General features: G+C 41.9%; 15 protein-coding genes and 1 pseudogene. 8 read left to right on the top strand and 8 right to left on the bottom strand.

The features are described from left to right. Together ACIQ0C_RS21830 and ACIQ0C_RS21825 are read left to right on the top strand one after the other, a co-directional pair. The gene (locus tag ACIQ0C_RS21830) at positions 1–1,515 is read left to right on the top strand and encodes an MDR family MFS transporter (protein ID WP_403063928.1); all 1,515 of its coding nucleotides are present in this window, start codon (positions 1–3) and stop codon (positions 1,513–1,515) included. 118 nt (positions 1,516–1,633) lie between these two features. Beyond that, a pseudogene (locus tag ACIQ0C_RS21825) lies at positions 1,634–2,344 on the top strand (SGNH/GDSL hydrolase family protein). Between the two features lie 42 nt (positions 2,345–2,386). Here the strand turns inward: ACIQ0C_RS21825 and def are convergent. After that, positions 2,387–2,965 carry a peptide deformylase gene (gene def, locus ACIQ0C_RS21820; RefSeq protein WP_048688779.1) on the bottom strand — a complete coding sequence of 193 codons (579 nt, stop codon included), beginning with the start codon at positions 2,963–2,965 and terminating at the stop codon, positions 2,387–2,389. 238 nt (positions 2,966–3,203) lie between these two features. Between def and ACIQ0C_RS21815 the strand changes: the two genes are divergently transcribed. Further along, on the top strand, positions 3,204–4,937 hold the full coding sequence (locus ACIQ0C_RS21815; protein ID WP_403063925.1) for an AAA family ATPase: 1,734 nt from the start codon (positions 3,204–3,206) through the stop codon (positions 4,935–4,937). A 319-nt stretch (positions 4,938–5,256) separates the two neighbouring features. Here the strand turns inward: ACIQ0C_RS21815 and ACIQ0C_RS21810 are convergent, their stop codons facing one another. After that, positions 5,257–5,388, bottom strand: coding sequence for a hypothetical protein (locus tag ACIQ0C_RS21810; protein ID WP_403063922.1), 132 nt, complete (start codon positions 5,386–5,388; stop codon positions 5,257–5,259). 119 nt (positions 5,389–5,507) lie between these two features. Beyond that, positions 5,508–7,418 (bottom strand): N-acetylglucosamine-specific PTS transporter subunit IIBC, encoded by a 1,911-nt coding sequence (nagE, locus tag ACIQ0C_RS21805; RefSeq protein WP_403063919.1) that lies wholly within the window; start codon positions 7,416–7,418, stop codon positions 5,508–5,510. Between the two features lie 310 nt (positions 7,419–7,728). Between nagE and nagA the strand changes: the two genes are divergently transcribed. From nagA to ACIQ0C_RS21785, 4 genes are all read left to right on the top strand, one after another. Beyond that, on the top strand, positions 7,729–8,910 hold the full coding sequence (gene nagA, locus ACIQ0C_RS21800; protein ID WP_403063916.1) for an N-acetylglucosamine-6-phosphate deacetylase: 1,182 nt from the start codon (positions 7,729–7,731) through the stop codon (positions 8,908–8,910). After that, positions 8,907–9,641 carry a glucosamine-6-phosphate deaminase gene (nagB, locus tag ACIQ0C_RS21795; RefSeq protein ID WP_403063913.1) on the top strand — a complete coding sequence of 245 codons (735 nt, stop codon included), beginning with the start codon at positions 8,907–8,909 and terminating at the stop codon, positions 9,639–9,641. Before nagA ends, nagB begins: the two co-directional genes overlap by 4 nt. A 15-nt stretch (positions 9,642–9,656) precedes the next feature. Beyond that, positions 9,657–10,379 carry a GntR family transcriptional regulator gene (locus ACIQ0C_RS21790; RefSeq protein ID WP_403063910.1) on the top strand — a complete coding sequence of 241 codons (723 nt, stop codon included), beginning with the start codon at positions 9,657–9,659 and terminating at the stop codon, positions 10,377–10,379. 62 nt (positions 10,380–10,441) lie between these two features. After that, positions 10,442–11,164: an SIS domain-containing protein gene (locus ACIQ0C_RS21785; protein ID WP_403063907.1), complete on the top strand. Its 723-nt coding sequence runs from the start codon at positions 10,442–10,444 to the stop codon at positions 11,162–11,164. A gap of 117 nt (positions 11,165–11,281) precedes the next feature. On the opposite strand, the gene ACIQ0C_RS21780 is transcribed toward ACIQ0C_RS21785, so the two are convergent. After that, positions 11,282–14,398 (bottom strand): MMPL family transporter, encoded by a 3,117-nt coding sequence (locus ACIQ0C_RS21780; protein ID WP_403063904.1) that lies wholly within the window; start codon positions 14,396–14,398, stop codon positions 11,282–11,284. Next, positions 14,399–14,863 carry a MarR family winged helix-turn-helix transcriptional regulator gene (locus ACIQ0C_RS21775; RefSeq protein WP_403063901.1) on the bottom strand — a complete coding sequence of 155 codons (465 nt, stop codon included), beginning with the start codon at positions 14,861–14,863 and terminating at the stop codon, positions 14,399–14,401. A gap of 169 nt (positions 14,864–15,032) precedes the next feature. Between ACIQ0C_RS21775 and ACIQ0C_RS21770 the strand changes: the two genes are divergently transcribed. Further along, positions 15,033–15,557, top strand: a complete 525-nt coding sequence (locus ACIQ0C_RS21770) for a YtxH domain-containing protein (protein ID WP_402842820.1) — start codon at positions 15,033–15,035, stop codon at positions 15,555–15,557. Positions 15,558–15,911: 354 nt separating this feature from the next. On the opposite strand, the gene ACIQ0C_RS21765 is transcribed toward ACIQ0C_RS21770, so the two are convergent. From ACIQ0C_RS21765 to ACIQ0C_RS21755, 3 genes are all read right to left on the bottom strand, one after another. Beyond that, the gene (locus ACIQ0C_RS21765; protein ID WP_403063898.1) at positions 15,912–16,802 is read right to left on the bottom strand and encodes a peptidylprolyl isomerase; all 891 of its coding nucleotides are present in this window, start codon (positions 16,800–16,802) and stop codon (positions 15,912–15,914) included. A gap of 569 nt (positions 16,803–17,371) precedes the next feature. Continuing rightward, on the bottom strand, positions 17,372–18,445 hold the full coding sequence (locus ACIQ0C_RS21760) for an ABC transporter substrate-binding protein (RefSeq protein WP_403063895.1): 1,074 nt from the start codon (positions 18,443–18,445) through the stop codon (positions 17,372–17,374). Next, complete coding sequence (locus ACIQ0C_RS21755; protein ID WP_034304873.1) at positions 18,442–19,245, bottom strand: ABC transporter permease; 804 nt, start codon at positions 19,243–19,245, stop codon at positions 18,442–18,444. The genes ACIQ0C_RS21760 and ACIQ0C_RS21755 overlap by 4 nt, the downstream gene beginning before the upstream one ends.

The following is a 19,245-nucleotide window of genomic DNA, read 5'->3' as shown; positions in this document are numbered from 1 at the left end:
ATGAACGTTCAAAAAAAACAAAAATTCATTGTTGCCGGTTTACTACTGGGTATCTTGATGTCAGCAATGGATAATACGATTGTTGCGACTGCGATGGGAACGATCGTTTCTGATTTAGGCGGTTTCGATAAGTTTGTATGGGTGACATCTGCCTATATGGTCGCCACGATGGCAAGTATGCCGATATTCGGTAAGCTTTCCGATATGTATGGAAGAAAGAGGTTTTTTATTTTCGGACTTATAGTCTTTTTGATCGGCTCCGCATTATGTGGCATGGCCCAGAGCATAGTGCAGTTAAGCATCTTTCGTGCAATCCAGGGGATAGGCGGAGGCGCCTTGATGCCTATAGCCTTTACGATCATTTTTGATATTTTCCCACCTGAAAAACGCGGAAAATTAACTGGCCTTTTCGGCGCTGTATTTGGGGCCTCAAGTGTCTTGGGGCCACTTTTAGGTGCTTATATTACTGAATACTCTAGCTGGCACTGGATTTTCTACGTCAATGTTCCGATTGGGATCATTTCTTTATTTTTCATCTGGAATTATTACAAGGAGTCACCCAACACCCAAGAGCAAAAAATCGATTGGGGTGGCGCAGCAACTCTCGTCATTGCCGTTATCAGCTTAATGTTTGCTCTCGAACTGGGCGGGGAGTATGGCTGGAGTTCCTCTCCCATCATAGGCCTGTTTTCCAGTTTTGTGGTATTCTTCGTTTCATTTTTCTTTTTTGAAAAAAGGGCGAAAGATCCAATCATTTCATTATGGCTGTTTAAAAGGCGATTATTTGCCACTTCTCAGATTTTAGCCATTCTTTATGGCGGTACATTCATTATTTTAACCGTCTATATCCCGATTTTTGTGCAGGCAGTTTACGGTGGTTCCGCAACAAATGCCGGATTGATCCTGACTCCCATGATGCTTGGTTCTGTGTTCGGCAGTGCAGTTGGCGGGATATTCAATACAAAGACAAGCTTTCGCAACTTAATGGTGATTTCCGTCATCTGTTATTTTGCAGGAATGCTTTTATTAGGGACCATCACCCCTGATACCAGCAGGACTTTATTAACTTTATACATGATTTTGACTGGATTTGGCATGGGCTTTTCCTTTTCCCTTCTGCCTATTGCGTCCATTCACAACTTGGAACCTAGATTCCGAGGGTCGGCCAACTCAACAAACTCATTCCTCCGTTCTTTTGGGATGACACTCGGTGTAACGATTTATGGAGCGATTCAGAACAATGTATTCACAAGTAAAATGACGGAGGCGTTTAAAGGAATGCAAGGAAGTCCGGATACGGCCGGATTGACGGAGGACCCACGCCAGCTCTTCCAATCGGACGCACGTGCCGAGATTCCGGACTTTATCCTGAATAAAATCGTTCATGCGATGTCCGATTCGATTTCAATGATATTCACCTTGGCTCTCATTCCGATCGGTCTTGCAGCCATCACTGTGTTCTTCATGGGAAAAACAAGAGTGGAAACACATTCAAAAAAGGAATACTTACAATAAACAAAAGCGCTGCACTTCCAGCGCTTTTTGTTATTTTCATCTCCCTTCCATAAAGGAGTGAAAATTGCCGAAAAATCATTCCACTACTAAAATATAAGTAACACATTCCCATACCGAGGTGAGAAGTTTGAAGATCGTATGTTTTGGAGACAGTTTAACCAGAGGCATTTCTTATGTTAGGGGGCGCCTTCGCATCATTAAAGAAAATTATCCGAACTCCCTAGCTAAGCTAACAGGATCTTTGCCATTCGTGGAAGTTTTGAATAAAGGGGTTTTCAATGATAACTCCGACCTGTTGGTTAGCCGGATCGAGAAAGACGTCATGTCGGAAAATCCCGATATCGTATTAATAGAGGTCGGTGGCAACGACTGTAACTTCCATTGGGACGAAGTAGCCAAGAATCCAGAAGGTGTCCATGAGCCAATCGTTCCAATCGAACGTTACCTGGAAAATATCACACAACTTGTCAAGCAGATTCAAGATAAGCATGTAACGCCTTACCTTTTAACTCTCCCGCCACTTGATCCAGCTAGGTATTATTAATCCATCACCGATAAGTTCGGTCATTCAATCGGGCATTTCGTTTCCCATGTCGGTGGTATTGAACATTGGCATGGGATGTATAATCGCCAATTGAAAAGGTTTGCAGAGGAACTGAAGGTACCTTTGATCGATGTCCGTTCCTATATTAAATCCTCCGGTGACTTGGGTCGCTTGATAAGCGATGATGGCATCCACCTCACTTCAGAAGGGTACAAGCAAATGAGCCTGGCCATATTCAGTGATTTGCTGAAGCATATGGAAGAGGATATGTTTCCTCAGCCATAAAACGGTTAAAAGGCAAAGCATGGCGCTTTGCCTTTTTGGGTTTTACAGACTTTTCACTTCCACGTTTTCAGGAAGCTTGAAAGGGTTCTCGGTGTTGATCCGGTCATAAAACATCATCCCGTTCAAATGATCTAACTCATGTTGAAACACGATTGCAGCAAAGCCCTTCAGCCGCATCTCTATTTCCTCACCATTACCGTCCAAAGCTTTGATTTTAACCCGTTCATAACGCGGTACATATCCTTTAATATCACGGTCGACAGAAAGGCAGCCTTCACTTTGCGGTAAATAGATCATTGTGGCGGAATGGCTGATGATTTTCGGATTCACAAGGGCATATTCAAACAGCTTCCCTTTTTCATCGGGAAAATACATGACGAACATGCGTTTATTCAAGCCTATCTGATTTGCAGACAATCCAACTCCTTCACGCAAGTTGAACTTCTTTTGGAGTTTTGGATCCTGACTATTTTTCAGGTATTGCATCATGCATTCCAACGTTTCACGATCTTCATCCGAAATCGGCAGGCTAACTTCATCCGTTACCTGACGCAGAATGGGATCCCCTTCTCTGACGATATCCTTCATCGTAATCATATAGTCTTTTATAAATTTACTCATAAAACTTCACACTCTTCTACCATTTTATTTTTTCATGACTTAGACCATTTCACTTTAGCATTTCGCATTTAAAAAGTCTAATATGCCGGTTAGATTAAATATTTCTTAATTGCGGACTCTTTAAACTTTCATAATAAATATTATTTCTTGACCTTAACATTATTTACCTTTAATTTAAGGTATAAAAACATGTTTAAAAATTTTATACTTAATATATATTCTTAAAGGAGATGAAAAATTGAACTCGAACTCTAAATTAGTTTCGAAATTGCTGCCGTTCCTTACGGCTCTCATTGTGATAATTGCTGGAATCAGTTGGTATGTTGTTACTCAGTCAAAGGAAATGGTCATTCCCTTTTCTTCGGTAGAAAAGACGATTAAAGCCCAAAATGGAGCCCTTGTCACCATTGAAGAAAAGAGAAATGGCACTCTTCATATCACCACACCGGATGGAGAATACGTTTCTAGTATTCCTCCCAACAGTCAAATGATCAATAAACTTGTCGAAACTTATAACGTTCAATATTCTTTTTCATCAACTAATAAATCAGCATTATGGATTTTAGGCGGATTAATGGCGGCTCTCGTCACAACCGGTGTCATTATACAGAAAAAATCAAAGGGCGGATTGCGGATCGGCAGCAAAAAACAAAGCCTTTCCACCCCGAAACCCCTGCCAGAGATAACTTTGGATGATGTAGGCGGTTTGCAATCCGAAATCAAACAGGAAATCCTTCAGACACTCACTACACTAAAGGAACCTGAACGTTCAGCTAAAATTGGAATTAAGCCGCCTCAAGGCATTTTATTATATGGCCCCCCTGGAACGGGGAAAACGCTGCTTGCACAGGCAATTGCAAAAGAGCTTGGTGCAAACTTCTTCTCAACGAGCGGTTCAGCCTTCAACGAAATGTTTGTTGGAGTAGGTGCAGCCCGTGTCCGCAGCCTTTTCCAAAATGCACGTAAGCAATCGCCAGCTGTCATTTTCATCGATGAAGTGGACGCGTTGGCTGGTAAAAGGAAAGCCCATGGCGGGGAAGAAGGCGAAAAAACGTTAACTGAACTGCTTGTGCAATTAGATGGAGGCCATCCAAATGAAGGCATTTTATTCATTGCAGCGACCAACCGGAAAGATATGCTCGATGAGGCATTTCTACGTCCGGGCAGGATCGATTTCTCTTTCCAAGTCCCACTTCCAGATACACAAGGAAGAAAGGAAATCATCGATATCCATACGAAGGGAAAGCGTCTAGCGACAGATGTCCTGGCTTCCCTGGATGAGTTGGCTGAAAGTACATCCGGTTTCTCCGGCGCTGACTTAAGCTCCCTGTTCGATACTGCCTCACGTCATGCCCTGAGGAATGAACAGGATATGATTCGTAAACAGGATCTTGATTACGCCATTGACCGTACGATACTTGGAGCGACATCACGTACCTTGAATGATGCGGATACGAAGCGACGTGTGGCCATTCATGAAAGTGGACATGCCCTGATTGCAGCTTTGACAAAGCCGGGTTCCGTTCGAAAGGCGACCATCATTCCGCGTGGGGAAGCCCTTGGATATGTAGCGCCGATACCAAAAGAACTCCATCTGGCAACAGCCAGTGAATTGCTTGATCAAGTCAAAATGATCTTAGCAGGCGGCGTGGCGGAAAGAATGTATTTAGGAGAACATAGCATTGGTGTAGGCGGAGATGTACAGCAGGCGAAACATCTACTGGAACAAATGGTCGATACCGGAATGCTTCAAGATGGATTTACCCTCACCTTTAATAAAGGTGAGAAGGAGCAAAAGATGCAGGAATTATTCACGAAAGCGATTCAAGAAACGGAAATGCTGATTGACTCGAATCGCTTACAGTATGAAGAGCTCGTTGAAGAGCTATTGAAAAAAGAGACACTAGAGGGTTCAGAAGTTCAGCGTATCGTCGATGCTTCAGAAATAACCGGCATTTGCTCGAATGCTTAACGTGTTTAAAAGACTAATGTAATGTTTAGAGCCTGTTCGAATCGAACAGGCTCTTTTTTATATATGGTAGTGAGCCGCAAATCCAATCTTTAATTAATATTTTATGTAGGCAGTCCCTTTACTGCTAGAAAAATGAGAGGGAGGTCACTGGCAAATCACAGTTATCCGCTTCTGACCTGGTTTTACATTAAGGGATTTAGCCATATTCTGTTTCGGTATCTTGGCCTTAAAATAAAATCATCCTTGTGCAAACACATCGCAAATAATAGGGCTATGACGAGCAAAGCCACAGAACCGAGGAGAGCAAATTGATAGGATGTTAAATTACATGCTGCTCCCCATTCGTTCCCATCGAGCTAATGCCCACTGCCCCCAGAATGCTGGCTAGGATGCCGACAATGCTAATCAATGTATAAATGATGATTGTACCAAGCAGCCCTATCCGGATCACCGGATTTCTGCTGGATCTTCTTTCAAAGAAAAAAACTGCAGGCAAACTCGCTTTTCATCGAGTTTGACTAAAGTCTAAAAAGGGATGTCGACAATGTCGACATCCCTTTTTAACACGTTTTATAGTTTTTCCAACTGGATGATATCTGGTGCATTTTGTTTCTGGATCCCTGGCTTTTGCAATTTCACTGCCGTTCCTTCTGGTAAGTTAGTGAATATAATAGGAGTGACCGTTGATGGTGCATTCCGTTTTATGAAATCTAAATCAATTTCCAAAAGAGGTGTTCCTTTTGTTATTCTTTGACCTTCTTGCACAAGGGATGTGAACCCTTCTCCATTTAACTTAACTGTATCTAAGCCAACATGGATCAGAATTTCCAGACCATTATCCATTTTCAATCCCAGTGCATGATTTGTCGGGAAGATACTTAGAACTTCCCCATCGATTGGGGATACTAGTTTTCCATTGGCTGGCTCGATAGCAAAGCCATCCCCCATCATTTTCATCGCAAACACTTGATCGGGAACTTGTTCTATCGGTAAAACGGTTCCTTCAATTGGAAGGACAAAGTCAATTGCACCCAAAGCTTGGTTTTCTTCCATTCCATCCTCTGCCACTTGTGCAGATGGACTTGTTTTCACTTTGCTTGGGTCGACGCCATTCTTGACAAGTTGTTTCATTGCATTTGCAACGAATTCAACATTCGTTCCAACAATGACCTGCACACTCGATTTGTTCAACTTCATGACACCGCGCGCACCATGCCTTTTTAAGGCTGCTTCATTCACATTTCCTGAATCGGCCACTTGTAAACGCAAGCGCGTTGCACAGTTATCAATTAGCATTATATTCTCTTTACCGCCAAGATCTTGAATGAAAAGCGATCCCATATCGGTATATTTATCCCCTGTTTTCACAATGGTTTCTTCTTCCACAACTTCCTCATCATCTTCACGGCCAGGTGTTTTTAAATCCATGATCTTGATGACAAAATAGAAAATCACGAAGTAAACTGCCGCGTATACCAATCCAATCGGGATTAACCATAGCGGTTTTTGCGCTATACCAAAGTTCAAGAAATAATCAATGGCTCCTGCGGAGAATCCAAACCCATGATGGATATCCAATATAACAGCTAGCGCCAGAGAGACCCCGGTTAAAAGGGCATGTATTACATATAACACCGGTGCGATGAACATGAACAGAAATTCAATCGGTTCAGTGATTCCTGTTAGGAAAGAAGTGAAAGCCAACCCAACAAGCATCCCCGTCACCAATTTACGTTTCTCTTTTTTAGCAGCTGCAATCATGGCTAATGCTGCAGCTGGAAGGCCGAACATCATGATCGGGAAAAAGCCGGTCATGAAGGGCCCAGCAGTCGGGTCCCCTGCGAAGAAACGATTTATATCACCTGTCGCTCCATTGTATTCACCAAAAACGAACCAAACCATACTATTCAAGACATGATGCAATCCTACTGGAAGCAATAAGCGATTCAATACGCCGAATACGCCGGCACCCAAGGCCCCTGCACCCGTAATCCAGTCTCCAACACTATTGATTACATCTTGAATCGGCGGCCAAACAAAACCAAATATTCCCGCAAGTATAATCATCGCTAGCGAAGTGATGATCGGGACGAATCGTTTCCCTGAAAAGAATCCAAGCCATTCAGGGAGTCTTATGTCGGAGTATCTATTATATAGAAGAGCTGCAACTATACCTGATATAATACCGCCTAATACAGCCATGTTGATATCTTTATTAATCGCTTGTGTACCATTCGTTAATACAAAGTAACCAACAAGACCCGCTAATGCCGCAGCACCGCTGCCATCTTTAGATAATCCAATCGCTATACCTAAAGCGAACAATATGGCAAGGTTATCAAAAATCGCTTGTCCCGAGGCAGCCATGAATGGAATATTAAGTAAATCCGGTTGCCCTAAACGAAGCAATAAAGCCGCTGCCGGCAAAACAGCAATCGGTAACATCAAAGCTTTCCCAATCTTTTGTAAAAAATTTAACATCGAACTCATCTCCCTTGTTCCTAACTTCTTTTAATTCAGCAGAACGAAAAGACGTATAAAGCGTTTTCATTTTATCAATATAATAACTTTTCTTTGGCTTATACTAGCACAAAAAATATATAGATGTCTATACCAATTTACTTGAAAGTATACTATATTCTTCGAAAATAAAGCAAAAATATCTTTTTTATCCGGTTCCCTCTCAACTGGTCTAGACAACTTTTAATAAAAACGATAAAATGAGGGCAAAATATATGAGACCATTTCATGACTCATTCATTAAGTTTTACTTTCATAAAGGGGATTATGTATGAAAACATTCATTATTAATAATCTAATAGTTCATAGCGAAAAGGAAACATACAAAAATGGGTACATTAAAGTCGTGGATGGAAAAATTGCCGAAGTTGGTCCAGTCAGCGAATACAAACAGGACGATGATGCCAAGGTAATTACCCTTTCACCGGATTATCAGGTAATTCCCGGTGCGATCGACATTCATATTCATGGGGCATCCAATTCCGATGCAATGGATGCCACACATGAAGCATTATCCACAATGGCAGAGACCCTTCCCAAAGAAGGAACCACCAGCTTTCTGGCCACAACAATGACCCAATCTACCCAAGCTATTGAATCAGCACTTCTTAATGCTGGTAAATATATCGAAAATCAAACTCAGGAACACGCTGAAATAGTTGGGATCCATTTAGAAGGTCCTTTCATTTCACCTGCCCGTAAAGGAGCACAGCCTGAGGAGTATATCGTTGATCCTGATGTCACTCTATTTAAAAAGTGGCAGGAAATGGCCGAAAATCAAATCAAGCTTGTAACGCTTGCTCCTGAACAACCAAATGGATTAGATCTTGCCGCTCACTTAAGAGGGACTGGCGTCGTGGCCTCCATCGGCCATTCAGATGCAACATTTAACCAAATAGATGAAGCAATACAGGCAGGTACTACCCACGTTACACATCTTTATAATGGGATGCGTGGACTCCATCACCGCGAACCTGGTGTTTTGGGAGCTGCTTATCTTCGAGACGAGCTATATGTTGAACTTATTGCTGACGGCATTCACTGCAGGCCGGAAATGGTAAAACTGGCATATAACCAAATAACCAGTGAACGCATGATCTTGATAACGGACTCGCTGCGTGCCAAATGGCTTGAAAAGGGTACCTATGATTTAGGTGGTCAGCCTGTTAATGTTGACGAAACAAGAGCAACGCTTTCAGACGGTACACTGGCCGGAAGTATATTGAAAATGAACGATGCCATCAAAAATACATTGGAATATACCGACTGTTCCATGACTGACATTATAAAAATGACGGCAGAAAACCCTGCCAAACAGCTTCGGATATTTGATAGAAAAGGGAGCATCCAGGTCGGTAAAGACGCGGATCTTGTAATTTTGAATGACCGCTTGGACGTTGAAATGACGTTTTGCAGAGGAAATTTAGCTTTTAAAAAGGAGAATGTAAAATGAATATCATTCAAGTGCGGGATTACGCAGAAATGAGCCAGACAGCCGCAGAAATAGTGATCGGAAAAGTTAAAGGAAATCCAAATATCAAATTGGGCCTTGCAACGGGCGGTACCCCAAAAGGTATGTATGATAATTTGATTGAAGATCACGGGCGTAATCATACCTCATACGAAAATGTAACGTCTTTTAATCTTGATGAGTATATCGGCTTAAAACCAAATGATCCAAACAGTTACCATTATTATATGGATGACTCCTTATTCACTCACATCAATATAAATAAAGAGCGTACTCACCTGCCAAATGGGACGGCCGATGACACCAACGGAGAATGTAAACGGTATGACGAAATGATTGATTCCGTAGGAGGAATCGATCTTCAGATACTAGGTATTGGCCAAAATGGCCATATTGGTTTTAATGAACCTGGAACTCCCTTCACATCCGGTACACATGTCGTGACTCTTGAAGATTCAACGCGCCAAGCGAATGCACGTTATTTCAATTCCATAGACGAAGTTCCGACACATGCCGTTACGATGGGCATTTCCACAATCATGAAAAGCAAAGAAATTCTGCTGCTGATTTCTGGTGAAGAAAAAGCCGAAACACTGAAGAAATTGTTACACGGTGACATTTCCGAGGAGTTCCCTGCATCTATCCTAAAAAAACATAATAATGTTACAATTATCGCAGACCAAAAAGCGTTATCCGGAGTGATAATACCTTAAAAGGAGCGAAAGTCGATGATTGATAAAAACTCACCTCTTCCGATTTATTTTCAAATCGAAGAACAAATAAAAAGACAAATAGAAAACGGTGAGTTCCAAGCGCACGATGCCCTTCCATCTGAACGTGAATATGCCGAGCAATTCGAAATTAGCCGGATGACCGTCCGGCAAGCCATAAATAATTTGGTGAATGACGGATACTTATACCGTCAAAAAGGAAGGGGAACCTTTGTCGCCGATAAGAAATTGGAGCAGCAGCTCAATGGGCTGACCAGCTTCACCGAGGACATGAAAGCCAGGGGATTAAAACCAAGCAGTAAGCTGCTGAGTTTTGAAATCATTCCGGCTGATAAGAAAATTGCCAGTGAATTGCACATTTCCCTTTATGCTCCCGTATATGAAATAAAACGCATTCGGTTGGCTGATGATGTTCCAATGGCATTAGAGACCGTGTACATGTCCGCCAATTTAATTAAAGGATTGACGGAAGAAATCATTAACCTTTCCCTTTACCAATATGTAGAGAATTACGTTAAACTAAAAATAGATTATGCTACACAAACGTTGGAATCATCGATTGCTTCTGAATTGGAAGTCACCCATTTAGCGATTCCAAAGCACTCACCCATATTATTCATTAAAAGGCATACTTTCCTAATAGACGGAACTCCCCTTGAATATGTTAAATCGGCTTATCGTGCGGACAGGTATAAGTTCACGATAACCATAAGCAGATAAAATTGAATATTTTCATCACTATAGTCTTTTAATTGCGATAGGTAATCGGAGGGGTCACATATATGAACTCATACTTTGAAGAAGTGCAGGCTTTACTCTCAATTGTGGGAGAACAGGAAAAGCAATCAATTAAGGAATCTGTGGAACATATCTCAAAAGCAGTGATGTCAGATGGAATCATCCATCTATTCGGAAGCGGACACTCTCACATTTTGACCGAAGAGGTATTCTACCGGGCGGGTGGGTTAGCCGCAATTCGTCCCATTTTCGTTGAAGATTTGATGCTTTTCAAGGGAGCTTCAAGGTCATCCCAACTTGAACGGCAAAATGGCCTATCAGAGAAATTCATGCATGATGAGGATATCCGTCCTGGTGATGTCTGTATCGTCATTTCATCATCCGGCGTAAATCCCGTTCCAATAGATGTCGCCATTGGCGCAAAAGAAAAAGGGGCCTTCGTCATTGGACTAACATCACCGGAGTATGCAAAAAGTTGTTCTTCACGGCATAAACAGAAGCATTATCTCCACGATGTCGTTGATTTGGTCATAGACAATCATATTGCCAAAGGTGACACATTACTGAAATCAAACAATATATCTTTTGGTTCCGGATCGACCGTGATCGGGGCCGTTCTCCTCAATATGGTTTTCACGCAAGTCATCCAAACGATTATTGAATCTGGGGAAACCCCTCCCGTATTCCTAAGCAGTAATATCGAAGGGGCAGATGAACACAATCAAAAGATCATCGCGAAATATAAAACAAGAATCCCCCAATTATGATTCGATTTAGCCAAAAAGGAATACATAAGCTTTTATGTTCCTCATAAAGCGGTCATGATGAAATATTAAAGAAGGCATCCATGCGGATGCCTTCTTTAATTTAAGGGGTACTCCCCATTATTCCTTATTTTTTAAAAATGGCCACCAATTCGCGTTTCCAAACGTTGCAACCATAACCGGTATAAACAATGGCAATATGACAAACGCATATAAAGCAAGCCCCACCAATATTAAAGTGGCTATCTCCAAAAGTGATAAAACTCCTGCTGGCATCATGGCAGCAAAGGTTCCCCCCAGAATGACAGCCGCCGAGATGATCACCGTTCCCATTTTTCTCATTGACAGTAACATCGCTTCCTTGACCGGCTTATCTTTCCACTCGTTAAAGCGATCCATCAAGAAAATGCTATAGTCAATGCCAAGAGCAATCAAGATGACGAATGCAAAGAAAGGAACTGCCCAGCCGATGCCGGCATAACCGAGAATATTAACAAAAATCAACTCTGTAATGGCTGCCGCTGTATAATAAGTCAAAACGAGCGACACAATCAAATAGACCGGCATGACCAGGGATCGCAGCATGAAAAAGAGAATGATTGCAATACCCGAAAGCATCAAAACGACAGTCCTTGAGAAATCCTCCTCAGACATCATGCCCAAGTCATGATGTGTACTTGTGATTCCCCCTATCGTCACCTGTGCGTTTTCAAGCTTTGTATCTTTCGTTACTCTTTCAACGGTTGCCTCAATAGAATCGATTTGCTCGATTGCTTCATTGGAATATGGATTCGCCTTGAATACCACATCCATGGTCATGATTTTACCATCTTCAGATAAATACGCGTTCAATGCTTCCCCGAATTCTTCGCTTTCGACCACTTCTTTGGGAATGTACATGCCTGTTACCGTTTTATCCGTTTTTGCCAGCCCTGATAAATAACCCTGTGCGGACGATAGTCCATCATGGACTTCATTCAGACCATCCGCACTTTCATTTAAGCCATCAGTCAAATCAGTAAGTTGTCCGCCGAGGCTTGAAAAACCATTTAGGAGTTCTTGCTGCCCATTACTTAAGCTGGTAAGGCCTCCTTTAAATCCTGACAGATTATTTATGACTTCCCCCTGACCATTGGCCATGGTACTTAAACCTTTTTGTAAAGTGCCGACACCTGAAATCAATTGGTTCAGGCCCTCCCCAAGAGAATTTTGACCCTTTACGATCTCTTCCATATTTTCGTTCGCCGTATTCAAACCGCCGGACACTGAAACAAGATTCCTATTGAGCTCTGAAAGGCCTGCTGCCATGGGCTCCAAGCCACCCTGTGCCCCTTGAACTGTTTGCTTGATCGTTTGATAGGACTGATCCGCCTGTAATTCTGGATAAGTGGCTTCCATTTGCTCAAAGGAAGGATTTAAACCGGCAAGGCTTTGTGATACGCCCGTAAGGTTTGTTTGAATTTCTTTATATCGACCTGTGAGCTCGCTTAACCCATTAGCTGATTGTTTGTAGCCTTCGAGTAGCTGTCCGCTTCCGGTGGCGAGCTTCTCCAAGTTTGACTTAACCTCATTCAATCCGTTTTTTATGTCCCCAGTCCCTGAAGACCCATCGCGAATGCCTGCTTCAATACTTGTTAACGCCTTCTCCACCTGACCTACGCCGCTCTTTAATTCATTGGTCCCGGATATGAGCCCGCCTATTCCGTCTGTCGCTTGCTTCAATCGCGGTCCTGAATCGGAAAGCTCACTGCCTGCCGTTTTCAATCCATCGCTGATTTGTTTAATGCCTTTATTTCCTTCCCCGATTCCCTTTTCCAAAGTTTCGGCTTGATTGGAGACAAATAAGTCCTTAATGGGTTCACCTGTCGGGCGGGTCATGGATCGAATGATATCGACTTCATCCACCTTGACGATTTCCTGGCTGATTTTTTCAGCAAGTACGACGTAATCTTCCGAATCCATACGTTCGTCATTTTTTATGACAATCTGTGTTGGCATCGATTGTCCCGGACCGAATTCATCGGAAATGATATTAAATGCCATGATGGAAGGAACATCATCACCCGCTTCTTCAAGGGAGTTATAAGAAATCTTCCCATCATACATAAACAAAAAGGGGACACAGACGATTGCGACGATCATAAGCGCCAATAATGGGCGGTTCAAAGAGAAGTTACCAAGAATTCCCCACAGTTTACTTTCACTATGCGCAAGCTTCCCTTTCGCCGGCCAGAATAGCTTCTTGCCAAGAACCGCCATGAACAATGGAACGATCGTATAAAGGGCGATCATTAAAATGAAAACCCCTATGGCAACGGCCGCCGCAGATTGATAGAGCTTAAAAGTAGAAAAACCGATTGCCGCAAAGCCAATCATTACGGTCAGCCCGCTGAATAAGACAGTCTTACCGGCGGTTCGGTATGTCTCCACGATGGCTTCAGGCAAGGACTCCCGAGACGATAGCTCCTCCTTGAAACGACTAAGAAGCAGGATGCAATAATCAGTCCCGATTCCAAATAAAATACCTACCAGGAATATTTGGGTGTAAGACGAAATCGGAAAGTCCCATTTATCCACCAGGAATGAGACTATGGATTGTGAACATAAATAAGTGAAACCGACAGTTACTAACGGAATGATCGGTGTCACCACTGAACGGAAAACTATCAACAATACAGCCAGGATGAAGACAACCGTAATGCCTTCAGTTTTCTTCAGCCCCTCTTGGGAATTGGCATTAAGATCTTCATCGATCATCCAGCTGCTTGTATAATAATGCTCGACTTCCACTTGTTCCAACTCTTTATAAAGGGCATCGATCACTTCATTAGCTTCCCGGTCCCCCTTGACCATCGTGATGGATGTCAAAACCGTTGATTCATTCTCCGAGACCAACTGACCTTTTAGCGAGGGGTCTTTAAAATGGGTCATGACCTCTTTGATGCCAAGCTCTGCTTTATTCTTTTCAAGCTTTTGGATCGCTACCTCGATCTCTTTCAATTCCGAGGAAGATAACTTCTTATCACCATGAAATACGAGAGCCACTTGTGACTCATCCTTATCCTGGATCTCTTTCATTAGCTCATTGGCCATTCCAGAGGAATACTCTGCAGGTACATCCAGCTGGCCCTTATTCCGGACAAGCTCCGCCATATTCGGTGCCGCAAACAATAACGCTGCCGTAATTGCAACCCAAGCGATAATGACCAGCCATCTTCCCTTTATGATTCCCCTCATTTATATTTCCTCCCATTCCTCATTCTTCATTTGAATGAAAATCTGTGAAAGCTTCTCATATGTATCAAGGAATTTAACAATCTCTTCATAATCGAATTTCGTCATGATGCTCTCTACCAATTTATGAATCTTATTTTCCGTTTCCTGTAACAACGCTTCCCCCACTTTGGAAAGCTTCAAGTGAAAGACCCTTCGGTCAACCAGGTCCTGTTCCCGTTCTATCAATCCTTTGCCTTCCAGCCTGTTGATGTTGGACGTGACGGCACTCTTATTAATATAAAAGGCATCACTGATTTCCGTCGATGTACACAACCGCTTTTGTTGAATGAACCGTAAAGTATAGTATTGTTCGTTCGTCAGCACATCACAAATCTGATCTTTTATTAAAAGCTCCCCCATCTTATTGACATAGAAAGAAACCTTCATATAGCGATCAATCAATCCAGAAACTTTTTCATTAGTCATCGTTGCGCCTCCCAAAAAGTAGTTCAGTCATTTAACTATATGTAGATTACTATTGTTTTATTTATTATGTCAATCCCGTGATAGTTTATTATTTCCAGTTTAACTTATGGTAAATAAGGGAAAACCCAAAATAAGCAAACAATCTACTATTCTAAAGGAGGAAATATAAATGACTCAATCAACTATCGAAACTCAAACGAATAGCAAACTTTTAAAAGGGATTCTAATCGGGGGGCTTGTCGGCGGTGCGTTGACCTTACTTGACTCCAACACAAGAAATAAAGTAAAGCGATCAGCCGTCCTTTTAAAAGACAACTCCATGAATATGATTGAACAGGTGAAGGAAAATCCCGGCGAAATGAAGGAACAGATGGTATCAGGAGTCAAAGGGGCAACGGAGACGATTAAAGAGGCAATCAATGACGTTGAAACACTATATGAAACCGTCAATGAAGACGTGGTAGGTAAAGTATCCGAAGTAAAGGATATCTCCACTGATGCACTTGGTACGGCGAAGGACGCAACAAGTGAATTAAAAGACATCAGTTCAAAGGTGGTCGTTGCCGGTAAGCAGCTAAAAGAAACACCATCACAATCATTGAAATCCGATAATGATAAAGGTGAAAAAGAGAGTGATGAAATCGTTAAAAAATCAGGATTATCCAATCAAAAATCCATTTCATCCAACTTCTAATATATAAAAAAGCTGAGGCATTATGCCTCAGCTTTTTTTGTAGAGAAAATGGGCCCGGAAAATGTGCGTTTCATCAATGAAGTTCCCGAACAACCAAAACAACACCTTCAACTAAATAGGGATGGTTTTATCTAAATTTAAAAACAGAGTTGATTGGAGTGAAAGGTACGAGACTCCTGCGGGAAAAGCGCGTCTAGGGGAGACCCCGCAGGCGCAAGCCGAGGAGGCTCCACGACCGCCCGCGGAAAGCGAGTGCCTGAAGCGGAAATCAACATCCAAATCGTACAAGCCATAATAAAAGCTGAGGCATTTTGCCTCAGCTTCTTTGTTTCAGTATATCCTTCACTTGATACCTTAGTTAGAGCCCTCCAATTTATTCGTTATCTCATGGTCTTTTTTCACTTCGGCTAACCAAACGGGATATTCCTCTTGTAATCTTTCGGAAAGAAGCGTTTCTTTAATTACATCTTTACTGTCTTCTAAATTAGCTTTTTTTGCTTCCTTCTTACCGGTTACTTTTATGATATGGTACCCATATTCGGATTTGACTGGATCACTGACTTTATTTATATCAAGATCAAAGGCAACATCTTCAAACTCTTCTACCATATCGCCTTTTCCAAAATATCCTAGGCTTCCTCCGTTATCCGCCGTTTCAGTATCAGTGGAATATTCAGCTGCCAACTTAGCGAAATCACCGCCTGCTGCAAGCTCTTTCGCAACTTTTTTTGCCGTTTTTTCGTCTTCGACTAAAATATGACTAGCTTCCACTTGTTCCGCTTGAGCAAATGTATCTTTATTATCTTCAAAATACGTACTGATTTCATCGTCCGTCACGGTAATTCTCGGTTCTACCAGTTTTTTCGTTTGCAGGTAAACCACGATGTCCTTTTTTAAGGCATCCATCGAAGAACCGCTTGCTTCCAATTGCTCTTCTAACGACTTTTCATCGCCATAGGACTCAGCCATAACATCGATTTCTTTCTGGATTTCTTCATCCTTAATTTTAATTCCTGCTTTTTCCGCTTCCAATTCAACCAATTTATTAGTAATTAACAGGTCTAAAGTATCTGCTCCGTATCCCGCAACAAGTGCGTCATACAGCTCATCCTTATTTATTTTCTCGCCATCGATACTCGCCATTGTCTTATCCGCGGACGAAATCATCGCAAATGCCATGATTCCGGCAATGATTAAAATGCTCCCTGCCCAAATATATGCCTTCGTGCTCCTAAATAGTTTCATGAATACTCTCCCTTAAGTTTTCTATTATGATAGCTTGGAAATATTAATTAATCCTTAAGATTTTAATTCAACCTTCAATATGCACTAACTCAATCATTATACTAACATACTTAAATCCCTACAGATATTTTAGAGTATTCATTCTGCTACAGATTTACATTAAAATTTTGATTGATCATTACAAAAAAATATATTATACCGTTATATCAACTTTTTATATAGGTAACAAATGAGTTTGGAGCAAATACTCGCGAGTTTCAGGCTTTTACTCGTGAATTTGGAGCAAATACTCGTGAGTTTCAGGCTTTTACTCGTGAATTTGGAGCAAATACTCGTGAGTTTCAGGCTTTTACTCGTGAATTTGGAGCTATACTCACGAGTTTCGGGCTTTTACTCGTGAGTTTGGAGCAAATACTCGCGAGTTTCGGGCTTTTACTCGTGAATTTGGAGCAAATACTCGTGAGTTTCAGGCTTTTACTCGTGAATTTGGAGCAAATACCCGTGAAACACAGAAACGAAAAAGCATGGTGTACGGAGGGAATTCCTACACCATGCTTTTTTTTCTTTTGTTATTTACGATGCATCTTGAATTCAAGGAAGAGTTCGTTGTAATGGGCCAAGTTTTTCTTCCCAAGGTTTTCGTATACTTCCAGTTTCTTCGTCAGTTCAGGTGATGGATAGAAACGTTCATCCTTCACCACTTCTTCAGGCATATATTTCAGTGCTTCTTTATTGGGTGTCGAGTAACTTACATATTCAGCATTTTGTGCCGCAACTTTCGGGTCCAGCATGAAGTTGATGAACTGGTGAGCCGCATCGACATTTTTCGTTGTTTTTGGGATGACCATATTATCAAACCATAAATTGGACCCCTCTTTTGGAACAACGTATTCCAGATCTTCATTTTCAGCCATGATTTCAGAAGCAACTCCCGACCAAACAAGGCCAATTGCCGCTTCCTGGGCTTCCAATAGCATGCGGCTTTCATCACCTACTATCGCTTTAATATTCGGAGTGAGGGCATCAAGTTTGGATTTTGCCTCTTGAAGGTGTTCTTCATCTGTATCATTCAATGAATAATTCAAAGAGTTCAGACCCATGCCCATCACTTCTCTAGCCCCATCCGTCAAAAGGATTTCATTTTTTAAATCTTTATCCCATAAATCCGCCCAGGCCGTTATTTCTTTGCCATCGAGCATCTTGGAATTATAAACAATCCCAACCGTTCCCCAGAAATACGGGACAGAATATTTATTCTCCGGATCGAATGGCAGATCGATGAATCGCTCATCGATATTTTTCAAATTCGGAAGCTTGGAATGATCTAAGGGAACCAGCAAGTCTTCTTGCCTCATCTTATCGATCATGTACTCAGACGGAATGGCAATATCATAAGTGGTACCGCCCTGTTCGATTTTAGTCATCATGGCCTCATTCGAATCGAAAGTCTCATAAATGACCTTTATACCTGTTTCTTCTTCAAAACGTTCGATTAGATCCGTATCGATGTAATCGCCCCAATTATAGATGGTAAGCGTATTGCTGCTCGTAAATCCCTGTGATGAATTCAAACTTGAAATTGCATATAGCAGCAAAGCGGATACGAGGGAAATGAGCAAAAACATTTGGAGAAGCCTTTTCATCGTTTCCCCCCCATTCCCGTTTGCCTAACACGTTGAGTTATAAAGTAATATACGACAACCAACAGCAGTGTCACGACGAACAGAAGTGTCGATAGTGCATTGATATTCAATGAAATTCCACGTCGGGCCAATGAATAGATTTCCACAGAAAGAGTGGAGAAACCATTACCGGTCACAAAGAACGTAACCGCAAAATCATCAAGTGAATAAGTCAATGCCATAAAAAAACCAGCAAAGATACCTGGTAAGATGTATGGAAGGATGACCTTCGTCAATACATCCCACCGGCTTGCTCCTAAATCCCGGGCCGCATCAATTAAAGTAGGGCTCATTTCCTGAAGTTTCGGAAGTACCAGCAGCACAACGATCGGGATACTGAATGCGATATGCGACAACAGTACCGAGTAGAATCCTAGCTTGATCCCGGCCATCGTGAATAAAATCAGGAAGGAAGCACCGATGATCACATCGGGACTGACAATCAATACATTATTCAATGACAATACCGTATTCTTAGCTTTACTGCTCGTAAAGGACCGAATTCCAATTGCCCCTATCACCCCGATGATCGTTGCGATCAGTGCAGATAATAAAGCAATCACAAGTGTATTCAATACAATGATCAACAGCCTCGTATCTTGGAACAGCTCCTTGTACCACTCCATCGTGAACCCTTTAAAGTCATACATCGTTCCACCGCTGTTAAAAGAGTAAAAGACTAAAAAGAAAATCGGTGCATAGAGAATGAGAAAAATCAAAACGAGAAACGCTTTTGATATTGGTGATAATTTATTGCCCAA

Origin of the sequence: Peribacillus sp. NPDC096448 (genome assembly GCF_044762675.1) — a bacterium.
GTDB lineage: Bacteria > Bacillota > Bacilli > Bacillales > DSM-1321 > Peribacillus > Peribacillus frigoritolerans_B.
Note: the sequence above shows the minus strand (reverse complement) of the source record. Positions and strands in the feature narration are given on the sequence as shown.

Coding starts and splice junctions, on each gene's coding strand:
- ACIQ0C_RS21830 (WP_403063928.1), top strand. CDS start 1: ATGAACGTTCAAAAAAAACAAAAATTCATTGTTGCCGGTTTACTACTG.
- def (WP_048688779.1), bottom strand. CDS start 2,965: ATGAGTAAATTTATAAAAGACTATATGATTACGATGAAGGATATCGTC.
- nagE (WP_403063919.1), bottom strand. CDS start 7,418: ATGTTAAATTTTTTACAAAAGATTGGGAAAGCTTTGATGTTACCGATT.
- nagA (WP_403063916.1), top strand. CDS start 7,729: ATGAAAACATTCATTATTAATAATCTAATAGTTCATAGCGAAAAGGAA.
- nagB (WP_403063913.1), top strand. CDS start 8,907: ATGAATATCATTCAAGTGCGGGATTACGCAGAAATGAGCCAGACAGCC.
- ACIQ0C_RS21790 (WP_403063910.1), top strand. CDS start 9,657: ATGATTGATAAAAACTCACCTCTTCCGATTTATTTTCAAATCGAAGAA.
- ACIQ0C_RS21785 (WP_403063907.1), top strand. CDS start 10,442: ATGAACTCATACTTTGAAGAAGTGCAGGCTTTACTCTCAATTGTGGGA.
- ACIQ0C_RS21780 (WP_403063904.1), bottom strand. CDS start 14,398: ATGAGGGGAATCATAAAGGGAAGATGGCTGGTCATTATCGCTTGGGTT.
- ACIQ0C_RS21775 (WP_403063901.1), bottom strand. CDS start 14,863: ATGACTAATGAAAAAGTTTCTGGATTGATTGATCGCTATATGAAGGTT.
- ACIQ0C_RS21770 (WP_402842820.1), top strand. CDS start 15,033: ATGACTCAATCAACTATCGAAACTCAAACGAATAGCAAACTTTTAAAA.
- ACIQ0C_RS21765 (WP_403063898.1), bottom strand. CDS start 16,802: ATGAAACTATTTAGGAGCACGAAGGCATATATTTGGGCAGGGAGCATT.
- ACIQ0C_RS21760 (WP_403063895.1), bottom strand. CDS start 18,445: ATGAAAAGGCTTCTCCAAATGTTTTTGCTCATTTCCCTCGTATCCGCT.